General features: G+C 53.3%; 18 protein-coding genes and 1 other annotated feature. Of the genes, 15 read left to right on the forward strand and 3 right to left on the reverse strand.

Annotated elements, in window-relative coordinates; genetic code table 11:
- Nucleotides 1–30 precede the first annotated feature (30 nt).
- The gene (locus tag MKY12_RS11670; RefSeq protein ID WP_339313905.1) at nucleotides 31–984 is read left to right on the forward strand and encodes an aldo/keto reductase; all 954 of its coding nucleotides are present in this window, start codon (nucleotides 31–33) and stop codon (nucleotides 982–984) included.
- Between the two features lie 41 nt (nucleotides 985–1,025).
- On the opposite strand, the gene metG is transcribed toward MKY12_RS11670, so the two are convergent.
- The gene (metG, locus tag MKY12_RS11675) at nucleotides 1,026–2,744 is read right to left on the reverse strand and encodes a methionine--tRNA ligase (protein ID WP_339313906.1); all 1,719 of its coding nucleotides are present in this window, start codon (nucleotides 2,742–2,744) and stop codon (nucleotides 1,026–1,028) included.
- 49 nt (nucleotides 2,745–2,793) lie between these two features.
- Nucleotides 2,794–3,063, reverse strand: a binding site (T-box leader).
- A 182-nt stretch (nucleotides 3,064–3,245) separates the two neighbouring features.
- On the opposite strand from metG, the gene MKY12_RS11680 reads away from it, so the two are divergent.
- The 6 genes from MKY12_RS11680 to MKY12_RS11705 all read left to right on the forward strand — a co-directional run bounded on the left by MKY12_RS11680 (nucleotide 3,246) and on the right by MKY12_RS11705 (nucleotide 6,723).
- A complete protein-coding gene (locus tag MKY12_RS11680) occupies nucleotides 3,246–4,322 on the forward strand; it encodes a site-2 protease family protein (protein WP_076074247.1) in 1,077 nt (358 codons plus the stop codon).
- Between the two features lie 70 nt (nucleotides 4,323–4,392).
- Nucleotides 4,393–4,608: a hypothetical protein gene (locus MKY12_RS11685; protein WP_339313907.1), complete on the forward strand. Its 216-nt coding sequence runs from the start codon at nucleotides 4,393–4,395 to the stop codon at nucleotides 4,606–4,608.
- A gap of 123 nt (nucleotides 4,609–4,731) precedes the next feature.
- Nucleotides 4,732–5,175, forward strand: a complete 444-nt coding sequence (locus tag MKY12_RS11690) for a GNAT family N-acetyltransferase (RefSeq protein ID WP_339313909.1) — start codon at nucleotides 4,732–4,734, stop codon at nucleotides 5,173–5,175.
- A gap of 91 nt (nucleotides 5,176–5,266) precedes the next feature.
- Entirely contained in the window at nucleotides 5,267–5,503 is a 237-nt protein-coding gene (locus MKY12_RS11695; protein WP_036695032.1) for a DUF3892 domain-containing protein, read from the forward strand.
- Nucleotides 5,504–5,761: 258 nt separating this feature from the next.
- Nucleotides 5,762–6,316, forward strand: coding sequence for a copper amine oxidase (locus MKY12_RS11700; protein ID WP_339313911.1), 555 nt, complete (start codon nucleotides 5,762–5,764; stop codon nucleotides 6,314–6,316).
- Between the two features lie 83 nt (nucleotides 6,317–6,399).
- Nucleotides 6,400–6,723 (forward strand): DUF1292 domain-containing protein, encoded by a 324-nt coding sequence (locus tag MKY12_RS11705; protein ID WP_036729508.1) that lies wholly within the window; start codon nucleotides 6,400–6,402, stop codon nucleotides 6,721–6,723.
- A gap of 75 nt (nucleotides 6,724–6,798) precedes the next feature.
- Here MKY12_RS11705 and MKY12_RS11710 read toward each other — a convergent pair whose 3' ends face one another.
- Complete coding sequence (locus tag MKY12_RS11710; RefSeq protein ID WP_036729506.1) at nucleotides 6,799–8,274, reverse strand: aminotransferase class I/II-fold pyridoxal phosphate-dependent enzyme; 1,476 nt, start codon at nucleotides 8,272–8,274, stop codon at nucleotides 6,799–6,801.
- 144 nt (nucleotides 8,275–8,418) lie between these two features.
- Between MKY12_RS11710 and MKY12_RS11715 the strand changes: the two genes are divergently transcribed.
- The 4 genes from MKY12_RS11715 to MKY12_RS11730 all read left to right on the forward strand — a co-directional run bounded on the left by MKY12_RS11715 (nucleotide 8,419) and on the right by MKY12_RS11730 (nucleotide 13,008).
- Nucleotides 8,419–9,708: an MFS transporter gene (locus MKY12_RS11715; protein WP_339313912.1), complete on the forward strand. Its 1,290-nt coding sequence runs from the start codon at nucleotides 8,419–8,421 to the stop codon at nucleotides 9,706–9,708.
- A 328-nt stretch (nucleotides 9,709–10,036) separates the two neighbouring features.
- Entirely contained in the window at nucleotides 10,037–10,633 is a 597-nt protein-coding gene (locus tag MKY12_RS11720; RefSeq protein ID WP_209877659.1) for a hypothetical protein, read from the forward strand.
- Nucleotides 10,634–10,897: 264 nt separating this feature from the next.
- Nucleotides 10,898–12,310 (forward strand): NADP-dependent phosphogluconate dehydrogenase, encoded by a 1,413-nt coding sequence (gene gndA, locus MKY12_RS11725; protein ID WP_339255976.1) that lies wholly within the window; start codon nucleotides 10,898–10,900, stop codon nucleotides 12,308–12,310.
- 191 nt (nucleotides 12,311–12,501) lie between these two features.
- A complete protein-coding gene (locus MKY12_RS11730) occupies nucleotides 12,502–13,008 on the forward strand; it encodes a shikimate kinase (protein WP_036729499.1) in 507 nt (168 codons plus the stop codon).
- Nucleotides 13,009–13,045: 37 nt separating this feature from the next.
- On the opposite strand, the gene MKY12_RS11735 is transcribed toward MKY12_RS11730, so the two are convergent.
- Nucleotides 13,046–13,354: a rhodanese-like domain-containing protein gene (locus tag MKY12_RS11735; RefSeq protein ID WP_209877658.1), complete on the reverse strand. Its 309-nt coding sequence runs from the start codon at nucleotides 13,352–13,354 to the stop codon at nucleotides 13,046–13,048.
- A gap of 126 nt (nucleotides 13,355–13,480) precedes the next feature.
- Between MKY12_RS11735 and aroA the strand changes: the two genes are divergently transcribed.
- The 4 genes from aroA to MKY12_RS11755 all read left to right on the forward strand — a co-directional run bounded on the left by aroA (nucleotide 13,481) and on the right by MKY12_RS11755 (nucleotide 16,817).
- On the forward strand, nucleotides 13,481–14,773 hold the full coding sequence (aroA, locus tag MKY12_RS11740; RefSeq protein WP_339313914.1) for a 3-phosphoshikimate 1-carboxyvinyltransferase: 1,293 nt from the start codon (nucleotides 13,481–13,483) through the stop codon (nucleotides 14,771–14,773).
- 53 nt (nucleotides 14,774–14,826) lie between these two features.
- Nucleotides 14,827–15,327: a GNAT family N-acetyltransferase gene (locus tag MKY12_RS11745; protein WP_339313915.1), complete on the forward strand. Its 501-nt coding sequence runs from the start codon at nucleotides 14,827–14,829 to the stop codon at nucleotides 15,325–15,327.
- A 161-nt stretch (nucleotides 15,328–15,488) separates the two neighbouring features.
- Nucleotides 15,489–15,923 carry a CoA-binding protein gene (locus MKY12_RS11750; RefSeq protein WP_036729492.1) on the forward strand — a complete coding sequence of 145 codons (435 nt, stop codon included), beginning with the start codon at nucleotides 15,489–15,491 and terminating at the stop codon, nucleotides 15,921–15,923.
- A 222-nt stretch (nucleotides 15,924–16,145) separates the two neighbouring features.
- Nucleotides 16,146–16,817 carry a hypothetical protein gene (locus MKY12_RS11755; RefSeq protein WP_339313916.1) on the forward strand — a complete coding sequence of 224 codons (672 nt, stop codon included), beginning with the start codon at nucleotides 16,146–16,148 and terminating at the stop codon, nucleotides 16,815–16,817.
- Nucleotides 16,818–16,943 lie beyond the last annotated feature (126 nt).

Raw genomic sequence — 16,943 nt, forward strand, 5'->3', positions numbered from 1 at the left:
TCTATTACAGGGACAAGAGGAGGCAACCATATGCACACAAGAACACTTGGGAACGAAGGGCTGATCGTATCGGCTTTGGGACTCGGAACGATGATGATGCCAGATAATGAAGAGTCTGTACGAACCATTCATGGCGCGCTTGACCTGGGCGTAACCCTGCTGGACACAGCGGATATCTACGGAGCTTTCGAGCAGCAGCGCTTCGGCGGCAATGAACGGCTTCTCGGACGGGCGCTTAAGGGCCGGAGAGATCAGGCTGTGATTGCGACCAAATTCGGCATTACGCATACTCAGGGACCCAAGGGAGACCCGGCCTATATCAAAAAATCCGTAGATGCCAGCCTCTATCATCTCGGCACAGATTATATCGATCTGTACTATCAGCACCGTCCCGATCCGAACACGCCTATTGAGGAAACCGCCGGTACCCTGGCTGACCTCGTCAAGGAAGGGAAGATCCGTTATATCGGCTTATCCGAGGCTTCGCCTGAACTGATCCGCCGGGCACATGCGGTGCATCCGTTGACCGCCCTGCAGACAGAGTATTCGCTCTGGAGCCGGGAGGTGGAGGATGAGATTCTGCCGCTGGTCAAGGAGCTGGGCATCGGCTTCGTTCCTTATAGCCCGCTGGGCCGCGGTTTTCTGACTGGACAGATCATGAGCTTCGATGATCTGCCGGAGGATGATTACCGCCGCCATTACCCTCGGTTCCAGGGAGAGAACTTCACCCGGAACCTGGAGGTCGTCTCGCTGATCGGGCAGATGGCGGCCGAGAAAGGCTACGTCCCGGCACAGCTAGCCCTGGCCTGGCTTCTAGCACAAGGAGATCAAATTGTACCGATTCCCGGCACGAAGCGGCTGGAGCGGTTACAAGAGAACCTCGGAGCGCTTCAGGTTACATTGACGGCAGAGGATCTCGCCCGGATTGAGCGGATATCCCCGCAAGGTATTGCAGCCGGAGCACGTTACCCCGGCCAGAACTAAGTTATCACACAGAGCGGACAGCCGCTGTGTATTCATCAATATTAAGACCCCGGAGCGTCCTTGCCTTCGCCGCTTGCTTTCGTGAGCGGTATGAGAGGCAGGACGCTTTTGTCTTTCATCCGCTCTATTTCCTCCTCTATGCGCTCTACATCTATCCGCTCGAACAGCAGCTCAAGCTCCAATATAGGCTGCTCTGCCAGGACGGATACCGGGTGCCATACGGGCTGTTCTATGGACAGGAAGCCTCTAATCTTCTCGCAGGAGAAGGGGAGGAACGGGTTCAGCAGGTTAGACAGATTGGCAATAATCTGAACACAGGTGTACAGCGTGTTAGCCCCGGCTGCAGGATCATGCTTGATCTGGAGCCACGGCTGCTGCTGATCGAAATACTTATTGGCCTGGCGGATATGCGAGAAGATGAATTCCAGGGCCTCCTTGAAGTGTCCGGCTTGGGTCAGCCTTCCTGCCTCCTTATACAGCTGGTCCAGACTGCTAACCCATGCTTTATCCAAGACTCCATCTGGAACTCTGCCGTTCCAGAACTTATTCACGAATACGAGGCTGCGGTTGACGAAATTGCCGAATGCGCCCAGCAGCTCGCTGTTATGGCTGTAGATGAACTCTCTCCAGGAGAAGTCGGCATCCCGCTTCTCGGGACCGTTCGCAGTCAGGAAATAACGGACCGAGTCCGGGTCATACCGGCTGAGAATATCCGGCACCCAGACCGCCCAGTTGCGGCTGGTGGAGAATTTCTGCCCTTCCAGGGTCAGATATTCAGAAGAGAAGATCCGGTCCGGCAGATGTAGTTCCTCAGCTCCAAGCAGGATAGCAGGCCAGATTAGGCTGTGAAAAGGAATATTGTCCTTCCCGTGCACATAGTAAGCGGTTATAGGCGGCTGCCCATCGTTATCTTGTGCGGACGCTACAGACCAGAAATCCTCCCAGCGGCCCCCCGTCTCGGCGGCCCATTGCTTGCTGGCCGACAGATAACCGCTGACCGCTTCGATCCAGACATAGATTTTTTTGTCTGCGAAGCCTGGGGTGGGGACATCCACGCCCCAGTCCAGATCGCGTGTTGCTGCGCGGTCCTGCAGGCCTTCCTGCAGATATCTGCGGGTTAGACGGACGGCATTGTCTCTCCAGCCCTGCGCGGAATCAGTATATTCTGTGAGTGCTTGCTGGAAGCTGGACAGCGACAGATAGTAATGCTGAGTAGAGCGCAGCACAGGCGTAGAGCCGCAGAGGGCGCATGTGCGCTCCAGCAGATCCACCGGATCGAGAATCGTTGAACAGTAATCGCATTGGTCTCCCCGGGCCTGCTGTCCGCATACCGGGCAGAGGCCATGAACATAACGGTCCGGCAAGAAGCGCTGGTCCTGCTCACAATAACACTGGAGACTCGATTTCTGGTACAGATACCCGTGATCCAGCAGCTTAAGGAACAGCTCCTGCACCGTATTGTGGTGATGTGCCTGATCGGTCCGGGTATACAAGTCATAAGTGAAGCCCATGGCGCGGAAGCAAGCGGCGAACTCCTCATGATACCGGCTGGCGAATTCACCCGGGGCTACACCCTCCTGCGCCGCCTGTACAGCAACGGGGGTACCGTGACAATCACTGCCGGATACATAGAGCACAGCATCACCTTTAGCACGGTGGTAGCGGGCCAGAATATCTCCCGGAAGAATGCTGGCGAGTCTGCCCAGATGCAGGGAGCCGTTGGCATAAGGCCAAGCCCCTCCAATAAAAATGTTAGTCATATTTCTCTCCTCCTCAAATGATGTGAACGCAAAAAAGGCACTCATCCCCTAAAGGGACGAGAGCCTGTGCTCACGTGTTACCACCCAAATTCATCAATGCCTCGCAGCATCCACCTCTTCAGGTACGTCCGCAGATTAAAGCGGGTATACCCTAGCATGCTAACGGATGCGGGTTCCGGCGCAGCCTACGTCCCGGCGATGCGGGCTTCGATGCGCAGCTCTGAGACCATATTCCCGAGGGTTTTCTTTGCTCCTTTTCAGCATCCGGAGCTCTCTGTGGAAGAATTGCCAGGGTACTCTTTCTCTTCGCAGCTATTGTGGTTATCCTAATTACTGGATATCATATACGCAGGCCGGGAGATTTGTCAACACCGTAAGTCTATTTGCAATCCACTGCACTCCTGTGCGACAGTAGAGAGTAAGGGCTAACGGGAAGCAGAGGAGTGCCTGATCCTGGCCTGGAAGTGAAGCGACACAGTGATCAAAAGGAGATTGAGACTATTGCAGGAAAACAAACAGGAGAAAAAAAGCTCGGGGGCATGGGGGTGGCTGGGCAGCGGGGCGGTACTGCTGCTGCTCAAGGGAAAGGCCATTATCTCTCTGCTCAAGCTCGGGAAAATCGCAGGTCCGCTGATCTCCATGATGGTATCGATCTGGGCTTATGCCCTGATCTCGCCATGGCAATTCGCGGTGGGCTTCGTTGCCTTAATGTTCGTTCATGAGATCGGCCATGTGATCGCTGCCAAGCGGATTGGGCTGCCGGTGAGCGCGCCTCTGTTTATTCCGTTTATGGGTGCACTCATTACGATGAAGCGGCAGCCGCTGGATGCCAGACAGGAAGCTTATGTAGCTTTTGGCGGCCCTATACTCGGGAGTATTGGTGCGGTTGTAGTATTCGGAGCGGCTTATTATTATCATAGTCCTTTGTTATACTCGCTGGCATACGTCGGGTTCTTGCTTAACTTGATTAACCTGCTGCCGATCCATCCGCTGGATGGGGGGCGAATTGCCACGGCGGTAACACGCTGGTTATGGCTGGTAGGGCTCGTTGGCGGCCTGGCTGTAATTATTTATCTGAAATCCATCCTGTTCTCCATCATCTGGGTAATGTTCGCTTATGATATGTATAAGAAGTACATCAGCCGGCGGACGAAGAATCAGATGCATACTGTGCTCAAAAGCTTCCTGATCCCCATCGGGGATCTGCAGGAGCAAGGATATCTGATCCCCGGCCCCGAGCATAAGCGGGAGCTGCCGTTCACCACCTACAGTGATTTGAACCGCCAGCAGTTTGTCGGCGTACGCTGGGATAACCTGGATTACTATGGAACGACGACCATGCCGGTGCAGTCGCTGATCGGAAAAGTCAAAGTCGTGCAGCTCGATCAGCTGTATGTGGATGCCAGCCTGCAGATGAAGATGACCTGTGAGATCAGCTTCACGGTATATGACAATGACAAGTACTATGAAGTACCGGCTGCTACCCGCTGGAGATATGGGGCCGCGTATTTTGTCCTTGCCGGAGTTCTTGGGGGTATGATGTATCTTGTCCATGTAGTTGGCAATGTAAATCTGTAAAGCTTCGTTTATGAACCTCCCGATTCGTCAAAGCTGTAAAGAGCCGAGAAGGATGAGGAGGTTAACAACAATGCGGTTGGCAAGAGTATGTCTCTTATGGATTGGAGCATGTCTCCTTCTGGGAATCGCCGGATGTACGGCAGGTGAGCAGGTTCCTGAATATACGGATGTTCACAGGATGACTGGACTGGACGGGAGTCTGAATTCACGGGATAGCCTGACCTCGCCGGTTCTGCGGGATGTGTATGACCGCTCGATTCCCGAGGAGGTCTATGAGACTCCGTAAACAAGGTGGTCGGAGGTTCCCTGTCCAAGGGCCTTGCCCTGAAGCTCTCAGGCTCTATACAGGATATTAATAATTCTGTATAATGCTCCATATTGATTGGAGCTATAGAGAGGAGCCAGGGAGATGGCAGTGGAAATCGTACATGTTACTACAGAGGAGCAGCTTCAAATGGCGCTGGAGATCCGCAAGAAGGTGTTTGTGGAAGAACAGAAGGTGCCGGTAGAAGAGGAGATCGATGAATATGATGCCATCAGTGAGCATGTGCATCATTTCCTGCTCATGGAGGGCGGGCAGCCGGCTGCAACCGGCCGGCTGATCTATTATAAAGCGGACACCGCCAAGATGCAGCGGATTGCCGTACACCAAGCCTTCCGCGCCAAGGGATGCGGACGTATCCTGCTGCTGGCTATGGAAGAACGGGCACGTGAGCTGGGTCTGCAGGCATCCATTCTGGATGCCCAGTGTCAAGCAGAACCCTTTTACCGCAAGCTCGGCTATGAAGTGATCTCCAAGGAGCCCTTCTATGATGCCGGGATTCTGCATGTCAGAATGAGCAAGGCCCTGTAATCTGCCGGGTACATACTCTTCCGCTGCTATGGACAAGCTAGAATCGGGCCAGGATAGCTGGCTAACTCTAGTGCGAAGGAGACGATCCTAAGTGATGAATCAAGAACGGGAACGCTTTATTGCCGCCAAACGTAACGGTGACGGGGACCTGACCGGGTTCCAGACCTCCTCCGGACGCGTGCTGGATTATCAGCAGGCACTTCAGGAGGTTCAGTCCGGCAGCATCGCAGGGGTCAATGTATTTAAGGGCAAAGACGGCGAAATGTATATCCGCGGCGATGCAGATGGAGATCCTACGAACAATCTGGATCAGCTTCCGCAATTTTAGCCGGGCATAGATAAGAGGGGGAACGGCCGGACAGGCGTCTTACAGGCGCTGAAGTCCGGCCGTTTCTATGTGCTAAGGGGGACTCCGGCTTCTCTGAAAATACTTCGTTTAAGGTCTGCTGTACATGCCGAAACCGGTTGCTGAAGGGCTTGTTTTTCTTTTCTTCTGCAAAAAGAAATAAATCCCTGAATTCTGCGCAACTTGTCGAAGGCTTAGCAGTATACATTAACAGCATGAATTATTTGGAGGGGCTTTACAATGAGATGGAGAAAAATTGCTCTGTGCACGGTTGTGTTTTTCATGATGGGAAGCTCCTATTTGTTCGCGGACGCTGTGAACCAGAAGATCAAAGTATGGAGCAATGGAAAGGAAATAGCCGATGGCGGCTATTTGATTGACGGCAAGACCTACATTCCCGCAAGGGAGGCCGGGGGTGTCGTCAACTGGGACGGCTCGGGCAGAGTGACGATCCTCAAGCCGAATGTTCATATCGTCCTGTTCAAAGGCGACACGGTATTCGGCAATGTCAACACAGGCAAGCTGAAGATGAAGATTCTGACGCAGGTGGACAGCCTGAAGGACAGCATCGCTGCCGTGAAGGTGGCAATCACTGATCCTGCCGGGAATGTGAAGGATATTCTCGAGGATGCCGTCGGCTCCAAGAATGAGGATTTCTGGTTCTCCACACCGGAATTCACCTATGATTTCAAGGAACCGGGCAAATATAGCGTAGGCTTCTTCATGAAGGCGTCGAAGAACGGAGATTACATTCTTGTGTCCGAGAAGGTAGTTACGGCTTCATCCAAGAATTAAGTCTCTCCTGCAAATTGACCTGTCCTTATCTTACGTGTTACGATACCAAATGTAGGATAATTCAATTAAAGTGAGGTATTACAATGAGCGATCACAAACATGAGCATGGCCATGAACATGGTGAAGCATGCGGTTGCGGACATGATCACGACCATGAGCACGAGGAGTTTGTGCTGACCTTGACGAACGAGCAGGGCGAAGATGTAGAAATGGTACTGGTAGAAACGTTCGACGTAGGCGAGAAGTTGTACGCCCTGCTGCTTGAGCGCGAGAATCCGGAAGCAGACGGAATCATCCTTCGTATGGAAGAAGAAGACGAGGAAATGGTTCTGTACAACATTGAAGATGAAACTGAATGGAAAGCTGTTGAAGAAGCTTATAACGAGCTGCTTGCCCAGCAAGAATAGATTTCAGGCATTCATGCAAAACCCCGATACTATACGTATCGGGGTTTTGTATGTCGCACTGCTATAGGACAAGCCTTAGGAGATCGGCTCAGCTTCGACAATTACTTTTATATTGGTAATGCTGCGGTCCTCGGGTCCTTTGACGGGCAATCCGATTTCTACATGGTCAATGATATAGTCGATATTATCCTGGGTAATAACTTCTCCAGGGAGAAGAATAGGAATTCCCGGCGGATAGACGTAGATGAATTCTGCAATGATGTAGCCGGCAGACTCCCGGAAGGGAATCAGCTGCGTATCCGCATAGAAGGCATCTCTCGGGATTAGGGCCAGCTGCGGAATATTCGGCACCTGTACCTTAAGCTCATAGATCTCACCCTTGCTGTAATGGATCGCTGAGAGCACCTGCAGCGCCGCAAGCAGCTTATCTACAGATTCCTTAGTATCTCCAGGGGTAATCAGGCAAAGAATATTATACATGTCGCTGAGTTCAACTTCGATGTTGTACTTCTGCCGGAGCCAGTTCTCGGTCTCGTAACCGGTAATACCCAGATGCCTTACATGAATGTTCAGCTTCGTCGGATCATGATTGAAGGTGGCTTCTGTTCCGAGAATTTCTTTGCCGAAGCTGTACAGCCCCTCGATCTCGTTGATCGAATTGCGGGCATAATTGGACAAGGCGATGGTTCTCGCCGCCATCTCATGGCCGTTCAGGGCAAGGTTGCGTCTGGAGGTATCCAGAGAGGCAAGCAGAATATATGAGGTTGAAGTGGTGGTCAGCATGCTGAGAATGGTCTGTACCCGCTGTGGGTTGACAAGACCCGTCTTGGCATTGAGGTTCAGTACCGAGCTCTGCGTCATGGAGCCGCCCAGCTTATGCACACTGGTTGCTGCCATATCTGCACCGGCCTGCATGGCCGATACCGGTAAGTCCTCATGAAAATGAATCAGTACTCCATGTGCCTCGTCCACAAGTACGGGAACCCCGTAACTGTGGGCCAGGTCGACAATCGAACGGAGGTCGGCGCATACGCCGAAATACGTCGGATTGATAACGAGGACACCCTTGGCATCCGGATGGCGCCTTAAAGCCCGTTCCAGCGAGCTGGTGGTTATGCCGTGGTCTATCCCAAGATTCTCATCCTGTACAGGAGAGACGAAAATAGGCTTGGCTCCGGAGAAAATAATGGCCGACATTACCGATTTGTGAATATTGCGCGGCACAATAATTTTGTCTCCTTCTGAGCAGACAGAGAGGATCATAGTCATGATGGCATTGCTCGTGCCTTGTACACTGAAATACGTGTAATCGGCGCCGAAAGCCTCTGCAGCCAGCTTCTGAGCTTCAAGAATAACCCCGGTGGGCTGATGAAGATCATCAAGCGGTGCAATATTGATCAAATCTATGGATAGAGCGTTATCGCCGATAAACTCACGGAATTCGGCATCGGTCCCTAGCCCCTTCTTATGTCCCGGAATATGGAATTGAACTGGATTTCCGGCGGCATGCTTTTTGAGAGCAGTGAAGAGGGGAGTAGCTTGTTGATTCATTTAATGCTGTCACAACCTTTCGCGAAGAGTGGTTTTTTGATTTCGCTGAAGCAAAAGGCGTCCCCGGAGGGACAGAATACCTATTTCTACTTGAGCAAGCATCAGTATAACAAATCAATCAACATAATACTAGGATGTGATGAAATGTCTGGCAAAGCAGCGGAACGTATGCATATCAGTTTAGCCTCACCGTTCATATTAAAAATGTGGATCATTATTTTCCTGGTCGAATTCGTCAAAGGATCGCTGCTGGTAGCTCTGCTGCCGGTCTATATGGAGAATATTCTGGGCCTCTCCGTAACGGTGGTCGGGTTCGCCTTCGCGCTGCAGTATCTCGGGGATAACCTGTTCCGCAGCCCGTTCGGCTGGGTCATGGAGCGGATCGGCTACCGCTGGACGATGACAGGAGCGCTGCTGCTGCTGTTGGTGGCAGTCGGGCTGATTATCTATGCCAAAGATGCCGTAAGCTTGTCCCTCGCCTGTCTGATTCTGGGGATCGGCACCTCGCCGCTGTGGCCTTGTACGATGACTGGTATCACCGAGCTGGCAGGCTCTACCCGGAGCGGCAGCAGCGGCGCAGCCATGGGGGCGGTGGAGATGGCCTCACTGGCCGGAACCGGCGTCGGTCCGATTATCGTCAACTTCATGATGGATCATGGCGGACAGGGCTACCGGACGGTCTTCCTGGTGCTGATGGGCTTCGCTGCTGCTGTTGTAGCCGTGGCGCTGTTCCTGCCCTCGAAGATCGGCGGTCATGCGCCGCGCGTTGTCCGAGAGATATCGGCGGAAGGGCCACCGGTGCCGCGTAAGCCGGTAAGGCCCCTGGAGAGTCTGAAGCGGACCTGGCAGCAGGTCACCTCCTCCCTGAAGGTAAGCCGCCTGCTGTTCCCGGCATTGTTCCTGCAGGCTTTTGCGATCGGGCTTATGACCCCGGTGGTCACCTTGTTCGCACGTTCGGAGCTGCATGTCACCCCCAACCAGTTCAGCCTGCTGCTGATTGCCGGAGGAGGGATTACCGTGCTAACCCTTATACCCGCCGGGAAGCTGGTCGATAAGGTCGGCACCTCCATCTTCCTTAATATCGGCTTCCTGCTGGCAGCCTGCTCCATGGCTTTCTTCTCACAGGTCCGCTGGCTGCCGCTGGCCTTCGTGGCGGTGGCGCTGGTCGGGATCAGCTATGCGCTGATTCTCCCGGCGTGGAACGCCTTCTTGGCCAAGCAGGTGCCGGAGGGCGAGCGCGGGACCGTCTGGGGGCTTTTCCTGACGCTGCAGGGCTCAGGGATGGTTGCCGGTCCGGTGGTGTCAGGCAAGCTGTGGGATACGGTCAGCCACGGTGCCCCTTTCCTGGCCAGCGCGGGAGTAATGGTTGTGTTATTCGGCCTGCATCTGCTGATCGTCCACCGGACGAAGCTGAAGCACACCAGGGCGCACTGAGTAGAGCGGACACAGGGGGGGGAAGCCGGTGTGGAAATGCAATAAGCCGTAGACTGCCTGAAAAGGAGGCGCAATGCGGCTTTATTGCTGTTTTTGCATATAAAAGGGCTGGTTCAACTCTCCTAAAACGGGTTCCAGCGTTTGGAAAAGGCTAAAAACGGGTAAAAATAGTCAATAAACCAAGTTACCGCTACATATTATGAAGTATAAAATAAGTGTAAGCCACACAAAGCATCAAGGTGCAAGCGGAGGTCCGGCAGTCTGTTCTACTCTTAGGTTAGGCCGTGAAGCTGACTATGCTTAAATCAAGCAGTTAGGGGGGAGTGCCGTGAACAAAAACGATGAAGTGGAGTACTGCAATCTGGAGCTGCGGTTCGACAGACAGCATATCCAGGATCTAATCAAGGACCTGATCAAGGAAGGTTATTCCCTGTACTGGAGTGAGAACGAGACTGTTTTTCTTATTTCGGTGCGCACCGGCCGCAAGCTTGTGAAGCTGCGCTTCCAGCGGATTAAGGACGGCTTCAAGCTGGTGGGAGACTACATGATCCGTGATGCGCGCCTGTCAGAATGGATGGAGAAGCTGATTGGGGATATGAGAGGTCATGCCGTTGTCAAGCGCTTCCGCGACCGTCAGATCATTATAGAGAATATTTTATTCGGTGAAGTCATCCGCCTGGTGGAGATTTCCGGTTATCAGCAGCGTGTGCTGTACCAGAAGGGGCCGTTGCTGTCGGATCAGGAACTGACGAAGCTGTTCTACTCCATAGAGGGCGAAGAGCGGATCCGTGACCGCAGGCTTGCCGTGGATGAACAGCTCGACTTGCTGAATGAAGCTATGCGTGAGCGAGATACGGAAGCGGTGGCGGCCAGCACAGCGAGGCTTGAGCAATTGACCAGGGAGCTGGCAGCGCTGGAGTGGTAGTGCACTGAGTGAACTTAGGCAATTAAGGGCATCCCATAATGGGGTGTCCTTTTATTGTGCCTTTCTGGTGGAGGGGGTTCACTTCTGCGGACAAAACCGTTAAAATAGTCATTGTGAGCAATTTCCCTGATGGATCGAAGTTTGTCAATGAAATTGATCTCTCTTTCGCAGGCAGAACTTTGCTGTCTCTGACAAAGGGTGGTATTCTTATACTGCGAGAAATGGATTTCACAAAAATACAGGGTGCAAAGGGTGGAGAACCAGATGTCAAAACAACAAATCGGCGTTATTGGCTTGGCGGTAATGGGCAAAAATTTGGCTCTTAACATCGAGAGCAAAGGCTTCAGCGTATCCGTGTTTAACCGTTCCCCGGAGAAGACACATGATCTGGTTGCAGAAGCAGCAGGCAAGAACCTGGTGGGCACGTTCTCCGTTGAAGAGTTCGTAGGGTCACTGGAGGTACCGCGCAAGATTCTGATCATGGTTCAGGCAGGTCAGGCTACGGATGCCACCATTGAGCAGCTTCTGCCGTACTTGGATCAAGGCGATATCATCATCGATGGCGGTAACGCTTATTTCCCTGACACCGTACGCCGCAGCAAATATCTTGAAGACAAAGGCTTCCGCTTCGTCGGCACCGGCGTATCCGGCGGTGAAGAAGGCGCACTCAAGGGCCCTTCGATTATGCCAGGCGGTCAAGAAAGTGCGTATAAGCTGGTTGAACCTATCCTTACGGCGATTTCAGCCCACGTGGGCGGAGAGCCTTGCTGTACATATATCGGGCCGGACGGTGCAGGACACTATGTCAAAATGGTGCATAACGGCATCGAGTATGGTGACATGCAGCTGATCGGCGAAGCCTACCACCTGCTCAAGGACGTCCTGGGTCTGGATGCCAAGGAGCTGCACAGCACCTTCGCAGAATGGAACAATGGCGAGCTGGACAGCTATCTGATCGAGATTACGAAGGATATCTTCGCCCAGTATGACGAAGAGACCGGCAAGCCGATGGTGGACGTCATCCTTGATGCTGCTGGACAAAAGGGTACCGGCAAGTGGACAAGCCAAAGCTCGCTGGATCTCGGCGTGCCGCTGTCCATGATTACCGAATCCGTCTTCTCCCGCTTCCTGTCTGCCATGAAGGAAGAACGTGTTGAAGCCAGCAAGGTGCTGAGCGGCCCTGCTGCGGCTCCATTCGATGGTGACAAGGCTGAATTCATCGAGAACGTGCGTAAAGCGTTGTTCGCCAGCAAGATCGTATCGTATGCCCAGGGCTTCGCCCAGCTGCGTGTGGCTTCTGACGAATACGGCTGGAATCTGAAATACGGCGAGCTGGCCAAGATCTGGCGCGGCGGCTGCATCATCCGTTCCCGGTTCCTGCAGAACATCACGGATGCCTATGCCAATAATGCAGAGCTGAAGAACCTTCTGCTTGATCCGTTCTTCAAGGATGTTATGGACAACTACCAGTCGGCATGGCGCAAGGTTATCGCTTCGGCTGTAACTCTGGGTATTCCGGTTCCGGGATTCTCCAGCGCCCTTGCATACTACGACAGCTACCGTACAGAACGTCTTCCAGCGAACCTGCTGCAAGCACAGCGCGATTACTTCGGCGCTCACACCTTCAAGCGTGTGGACAAAGAAGGCGTGTTCCACCACAACTGGCTGGCAGAGTAACAGGCAGCGTTCAGCTTATTGCTTAGGAACCCGAGATGCTTTCCGCTTCATGCGGAGGGCTTTCGGGTTTTTTGCATCCATGAGGCATAGCCATGGCAGGCACAGCCCGCCTGAAAATGAAGGCTGCCGGCATTGTGCAAACTTTTCACCCTGTGTTATGATATGACAAATGTCGCGGCTTGGAGGTTGTTATGGACGATCGAAATATCATTCTCGTCGGGATGATGGCTACGGGGAAATCCACAGTAGGCGCCATTCTGGCCGAGGAGCTTGACTATGAACTGGTTGATCTGGATGCAGTGATTACCGGAAGAGAGGGCCGCAGTATTGCGGATATCTTCGCGGAAGGCGGAGAGCAGGCATTCCGGAGTATTGAATCAGCGGTACTTCAGGAAATGCTGCAGGGAGAGCGCAAAGTGATCTCTACAGGCGGAGGGGCGGTGCTTGCGCCGGGGAATGCCGAAGTCATGCTGGAGCATGGATTCGTAGTGGCCCTTACAGCTTCGGAGGATACCATTATTGAACGGGTCAGCGGGGATGAGAACCGGCCGCTGCTCGCCGGCAATGCGGCGAATCGGGTCCGTTCCATTATGGAACAGCGCAGGGAAGCTTACCGTTTCGCGCATTGCACGGTCGATACAACGGAGCTGAATGTGGCTGAGGTCTCGCAATACATTTTACTGCGTTACCGCGCTTGAGCTTTTATGTGTGTTGGTGCTATGCATCAGGATGAAGCTATTCCGCGCTGGTATCATCCCACTCGATCATGCCGCCGCTCAGGTTAGAGCCTTGAATGCCGAATTGCTGCAGATATTCACAGACCCGCTGGCTGCGGTTGCCGGAACGGCAAATGAAGATGATCTCAGTGTCTGACGGAAGCTTGTCCGTCTGCTGCGGGATCTGGCCCATCGGGATATGCTGAGCGCCGGGAATCATGCCGAAGGCAACCTCATCCTCTTCACGGACATCGATCAGTACAAGCTCTTCGCCGGCAGCGAGCCGTTTACGCAGCTCCTGCGGTGTAATTTGCGGAATTTCATTCATGGTAGTACCCTCTTTTCTGCCCGAATGGGAATGGATTCTCTTCACGCAATAATAACACAACTGCGGATTACCCTGTCAAACAGGCCCGTACATACAGACTATATATTATGAAGGAGCGCTTATACTATGGACGTTATTGTTAGGCCTACGCCGACGCTGCAAGGAGAATTCGGAGCCCTGTCCTCCAAAAACTACACCACGCGCTACCTGCTGGTAGCCGCTCTCTCTGAAGGAGTCAGCACGATCTACCATCCTGCCCACAGCGAGGACAGCGACGCGATCCGCAGATGTATCGCCGATCTCGGCGCAGTCCTGACCGAAGATGATGAGAAAATCATCGTGCAGGGGTTCGGCCGCCATCCCCGTGACGTAAAGGAGCTGAATGTCGGTAATGCCGGCGCTGTGCTGCGCTTCCTGATGGCGGTGGCTGCGCTTAGCCCGGAGGTTACTTTCGTGAATACGTATCCCGATTCTCTGGGCAAGCGGCCGCATGACGACCTGATCCTCGCACTTGGCCAGCTCGGTGTGGAAGTAGAGCATAATAACGGAAGACTGCCGATTACGATCCGCGGCGGCAAGCCGCAGGGCGGACGGATTACCGTCTCCGGTGCCGTCAGCTCGCAGTATCTCAGCGCACTTTTATTCCTGACCCCGCTGCTTGAAGAAGACAGTGAGATCATCGTGCTGGATGATCTGAAATCCAAGGTGGTCATCGGGCAGACGCTGGAGGTGCTGGAGCAGGCAGGGATTATCGTACATGCGGCGGACGACTATTTGTCCTTCAAGGTGCCTGGACGCCAGAGCTATGCTGCCAAGACCTATACGGTGCAAGGCGATTATCCGGGATCAGCCGCAGTGCTTGCGGCCGCTGCGGTGACTAAGTCGGATGTGACCATTCACCGGCTGGCGGAGAGAAGCAAGCAGGGGGAGCGGGCCATTGTTGATGTGCTGCGGATGATGGAGGTGCCGCTCACCCATGAGAACGGAACAGTGCACGTGCAGGGGAACGGGGTCCTGAAGGCGGTGGAATTCGACGGCGATGCGGCAACTGATGCGGTGCTGGCTATGGTAGCGGCGGCGGTTTTTGCCGAGGGGACCTCACGCTTCTACAATGTGGAGAATCTGCGCTACAAGGAATGCGACCGCATCACGGATTATCTGGCAGAGCTGACCCGGGCCGGTGCGAAGGTTGAGGAACGCCGGGACGAGATCATTGTGCATGGTACACCGGAAGGCGTGGAAGGCGGCGTAACGATTAATGCCCACTATGACCACCGTGTGATTATGGCGCTTACTGTAGTTGGTCTGCGGGCCCGCCAGCCGCTGCTTATCAAAGATGCCCATCATGTGGCGAAGTCCTATCCGCAGTATTTCGATCATCTGCGCTTGCTGGGTGCGGATGTGGAATGGGTGAAGTGAGCATTTTAGGTTCTTTATGCATTACACCTCTTGCCCCGGAAGATATTCCTTCTGTGTCGAATCTATTCAAGGTGACGATCGCCGATGCCTTCGAACAGGAAGGATTGGGTCACCTGCAGGCGGACATCCGGGAGGAGATTGCGGCCAAGATAAGGATGGCTAATGCTTCGTTGAATCCGCTGGAGACGGATGTGTATTTCTGGGTTGCCAGAGCCAATGGAACGATCGTCGGCACCGTTTCTTACGCGCCTTGCGGAGAGGACATACGGAACTGCACTGATAACCGGCTGTCCGCTGTGGGTGAGCTGGGAAGTCTGTATGTGCTGCCTGGGAATCAAGGCAAGGGTGTGGGCTCAGCGTTAATTGATGAGGTCATGGGATTTTTTAGAAAGCGGGGAATTTCCGAATTCTGCCTGGACAGCGGATATAAGCGGGCCCAGGACAGATGGCTGCGGAAATTCGGAACGCCCTATGCAGCAGTGCAGGATTACTGGGGACCGGGTTCCGTTCATATGGTATGGCTATGCAGCGTGGGGGACCCGGAGGATTCGTAGGCACAGAGATGAATTGACAGGTTACACAAGCTGATGAGAATTTGGAACTTCTAGTGCAGCGCTGTATGATGTAGTTGTTGCTGAAAATGATAAAACTGTGACTCAAGCGGCAGTAATGCTGCGGAGGGCATGGAAGAAATCAGACGGAAGGGGAATAAGACATGAGCTTTGAGAACCCAAGCAGGGAAGAAATCGGCGAGATTCTGGCTGCGGCAGGCAATATCGCTGTTGTTGGCCTATCCGACAAAACAGACCGTACCTCATATATGGTTGCAGGCGCTATGCAGAGCCGGGGCTACCGGATCATTCCGGTCAATCCGTTAGTAGACGGGGAGATCCTGGGCGAGAAATGCTACCATACGCTGGCGGAGATTCCGGAGCCGGTGGATATTGTGAATGTGTTCCGCCGCAGCGAATACTGCGCAGCTGTAGCTCAGGAGGCTGCTGATATCGGCGCGCGTGTTCTCTGGCTGCAGCAGGGGATCATCAGCGAGGAGGCGGCGGACATTGCCGCTGCAAATCATATGATCGCAATCATGGACCGCTGCATCAAGGTGGAGGAAGCGATCACGATGAAGGGCCGGAGCCGGGGGTAAGACGAATCGTATGCATGATCAGGTACACAGATCCGGATATACTTGTAGTTCAGAGCTATCCAGATTAAATTTTGCCAAACGTACCTCAGACCTGGTTGCTGCATTCTCGATTAGTTTTCACTAATAAGTATTGCTATACTTGACACAGACGAAGAACGTCCTTTACTCCATTTTAAATGGGGAAAGGGCGTTTTTTGTATTTTCAGGGAGGGGGAAGTAGATATGGAATTTGAGCAGGTACACAGCAGCTTTATGGAGGCACATACGATTGTAAGAACGGGTGAACGGCGGGGGAGGCTGCTGCGCGGACATAACTATGCGGAGAAGCTATTTCTGCAGAATGTATGGTGGCCGCTATTCGAGTCACTGGAGCAGCTGCACCCGGAATATGAGGTGTATGACTGGAACCGGAAATCGCAGTTTCTGGATTTTGCCTTTCTGCCGCAGAACGGGACCCGCTTCGGGATTGAGTGTGACGGCTATCAGAGCCATATCAAGGATATGGACCGGGAGAAGTTCAACTATGCGCTTAACCGGGACACCTTCCTGACCGGGATGGGCTGGAAGATGCTGCACTTCTCGTTCGACGACATCCAGCAGCGTCCCGAAGTGTGCCGGATGCTGCTGCAGCTGGCGCTGGCGCCGTATTTGGCGCGGAGTTCGTCCAGCAGGGAGCAACTATTGTCAAAAGAAATGGATGTGCTAAGGCTGGCATGGCGGATTTCTAGACCGCTTCGGCCTAAAGACTTAATTGAATCTTTACACATTAATTACCGGACAGCACACAAGCTGCTGGTGGCGTTGAGTGATAAGGGTTTCATCAAACCAGTCTCTTCAAAAGAACGGATACGGTATTACGAGGTGAATTCCATGCGGCTAGATCAAATATGGTGAAGGAGGAGCTCAAGATGTAACATGTAATCTATGCGATAATCGGCTTAAGTGTAGTTCGTACAACTAAAATGCGCTGGATAAGGTGTTTATTGGGTTTAATCGCACTTCGTACAACTAAAAATACGC

The organism is Paenibacillus sp. FSL M7-0896 (genome assembly GCF_037975415.1).
Classification (GTDB): domain Bacteria; phylum Bacillota; class Bacilli; order Paenibacillales; family Paenibacillaceae; genus Paenibacillus_AQ; species Paenibacillus_AQ silagei.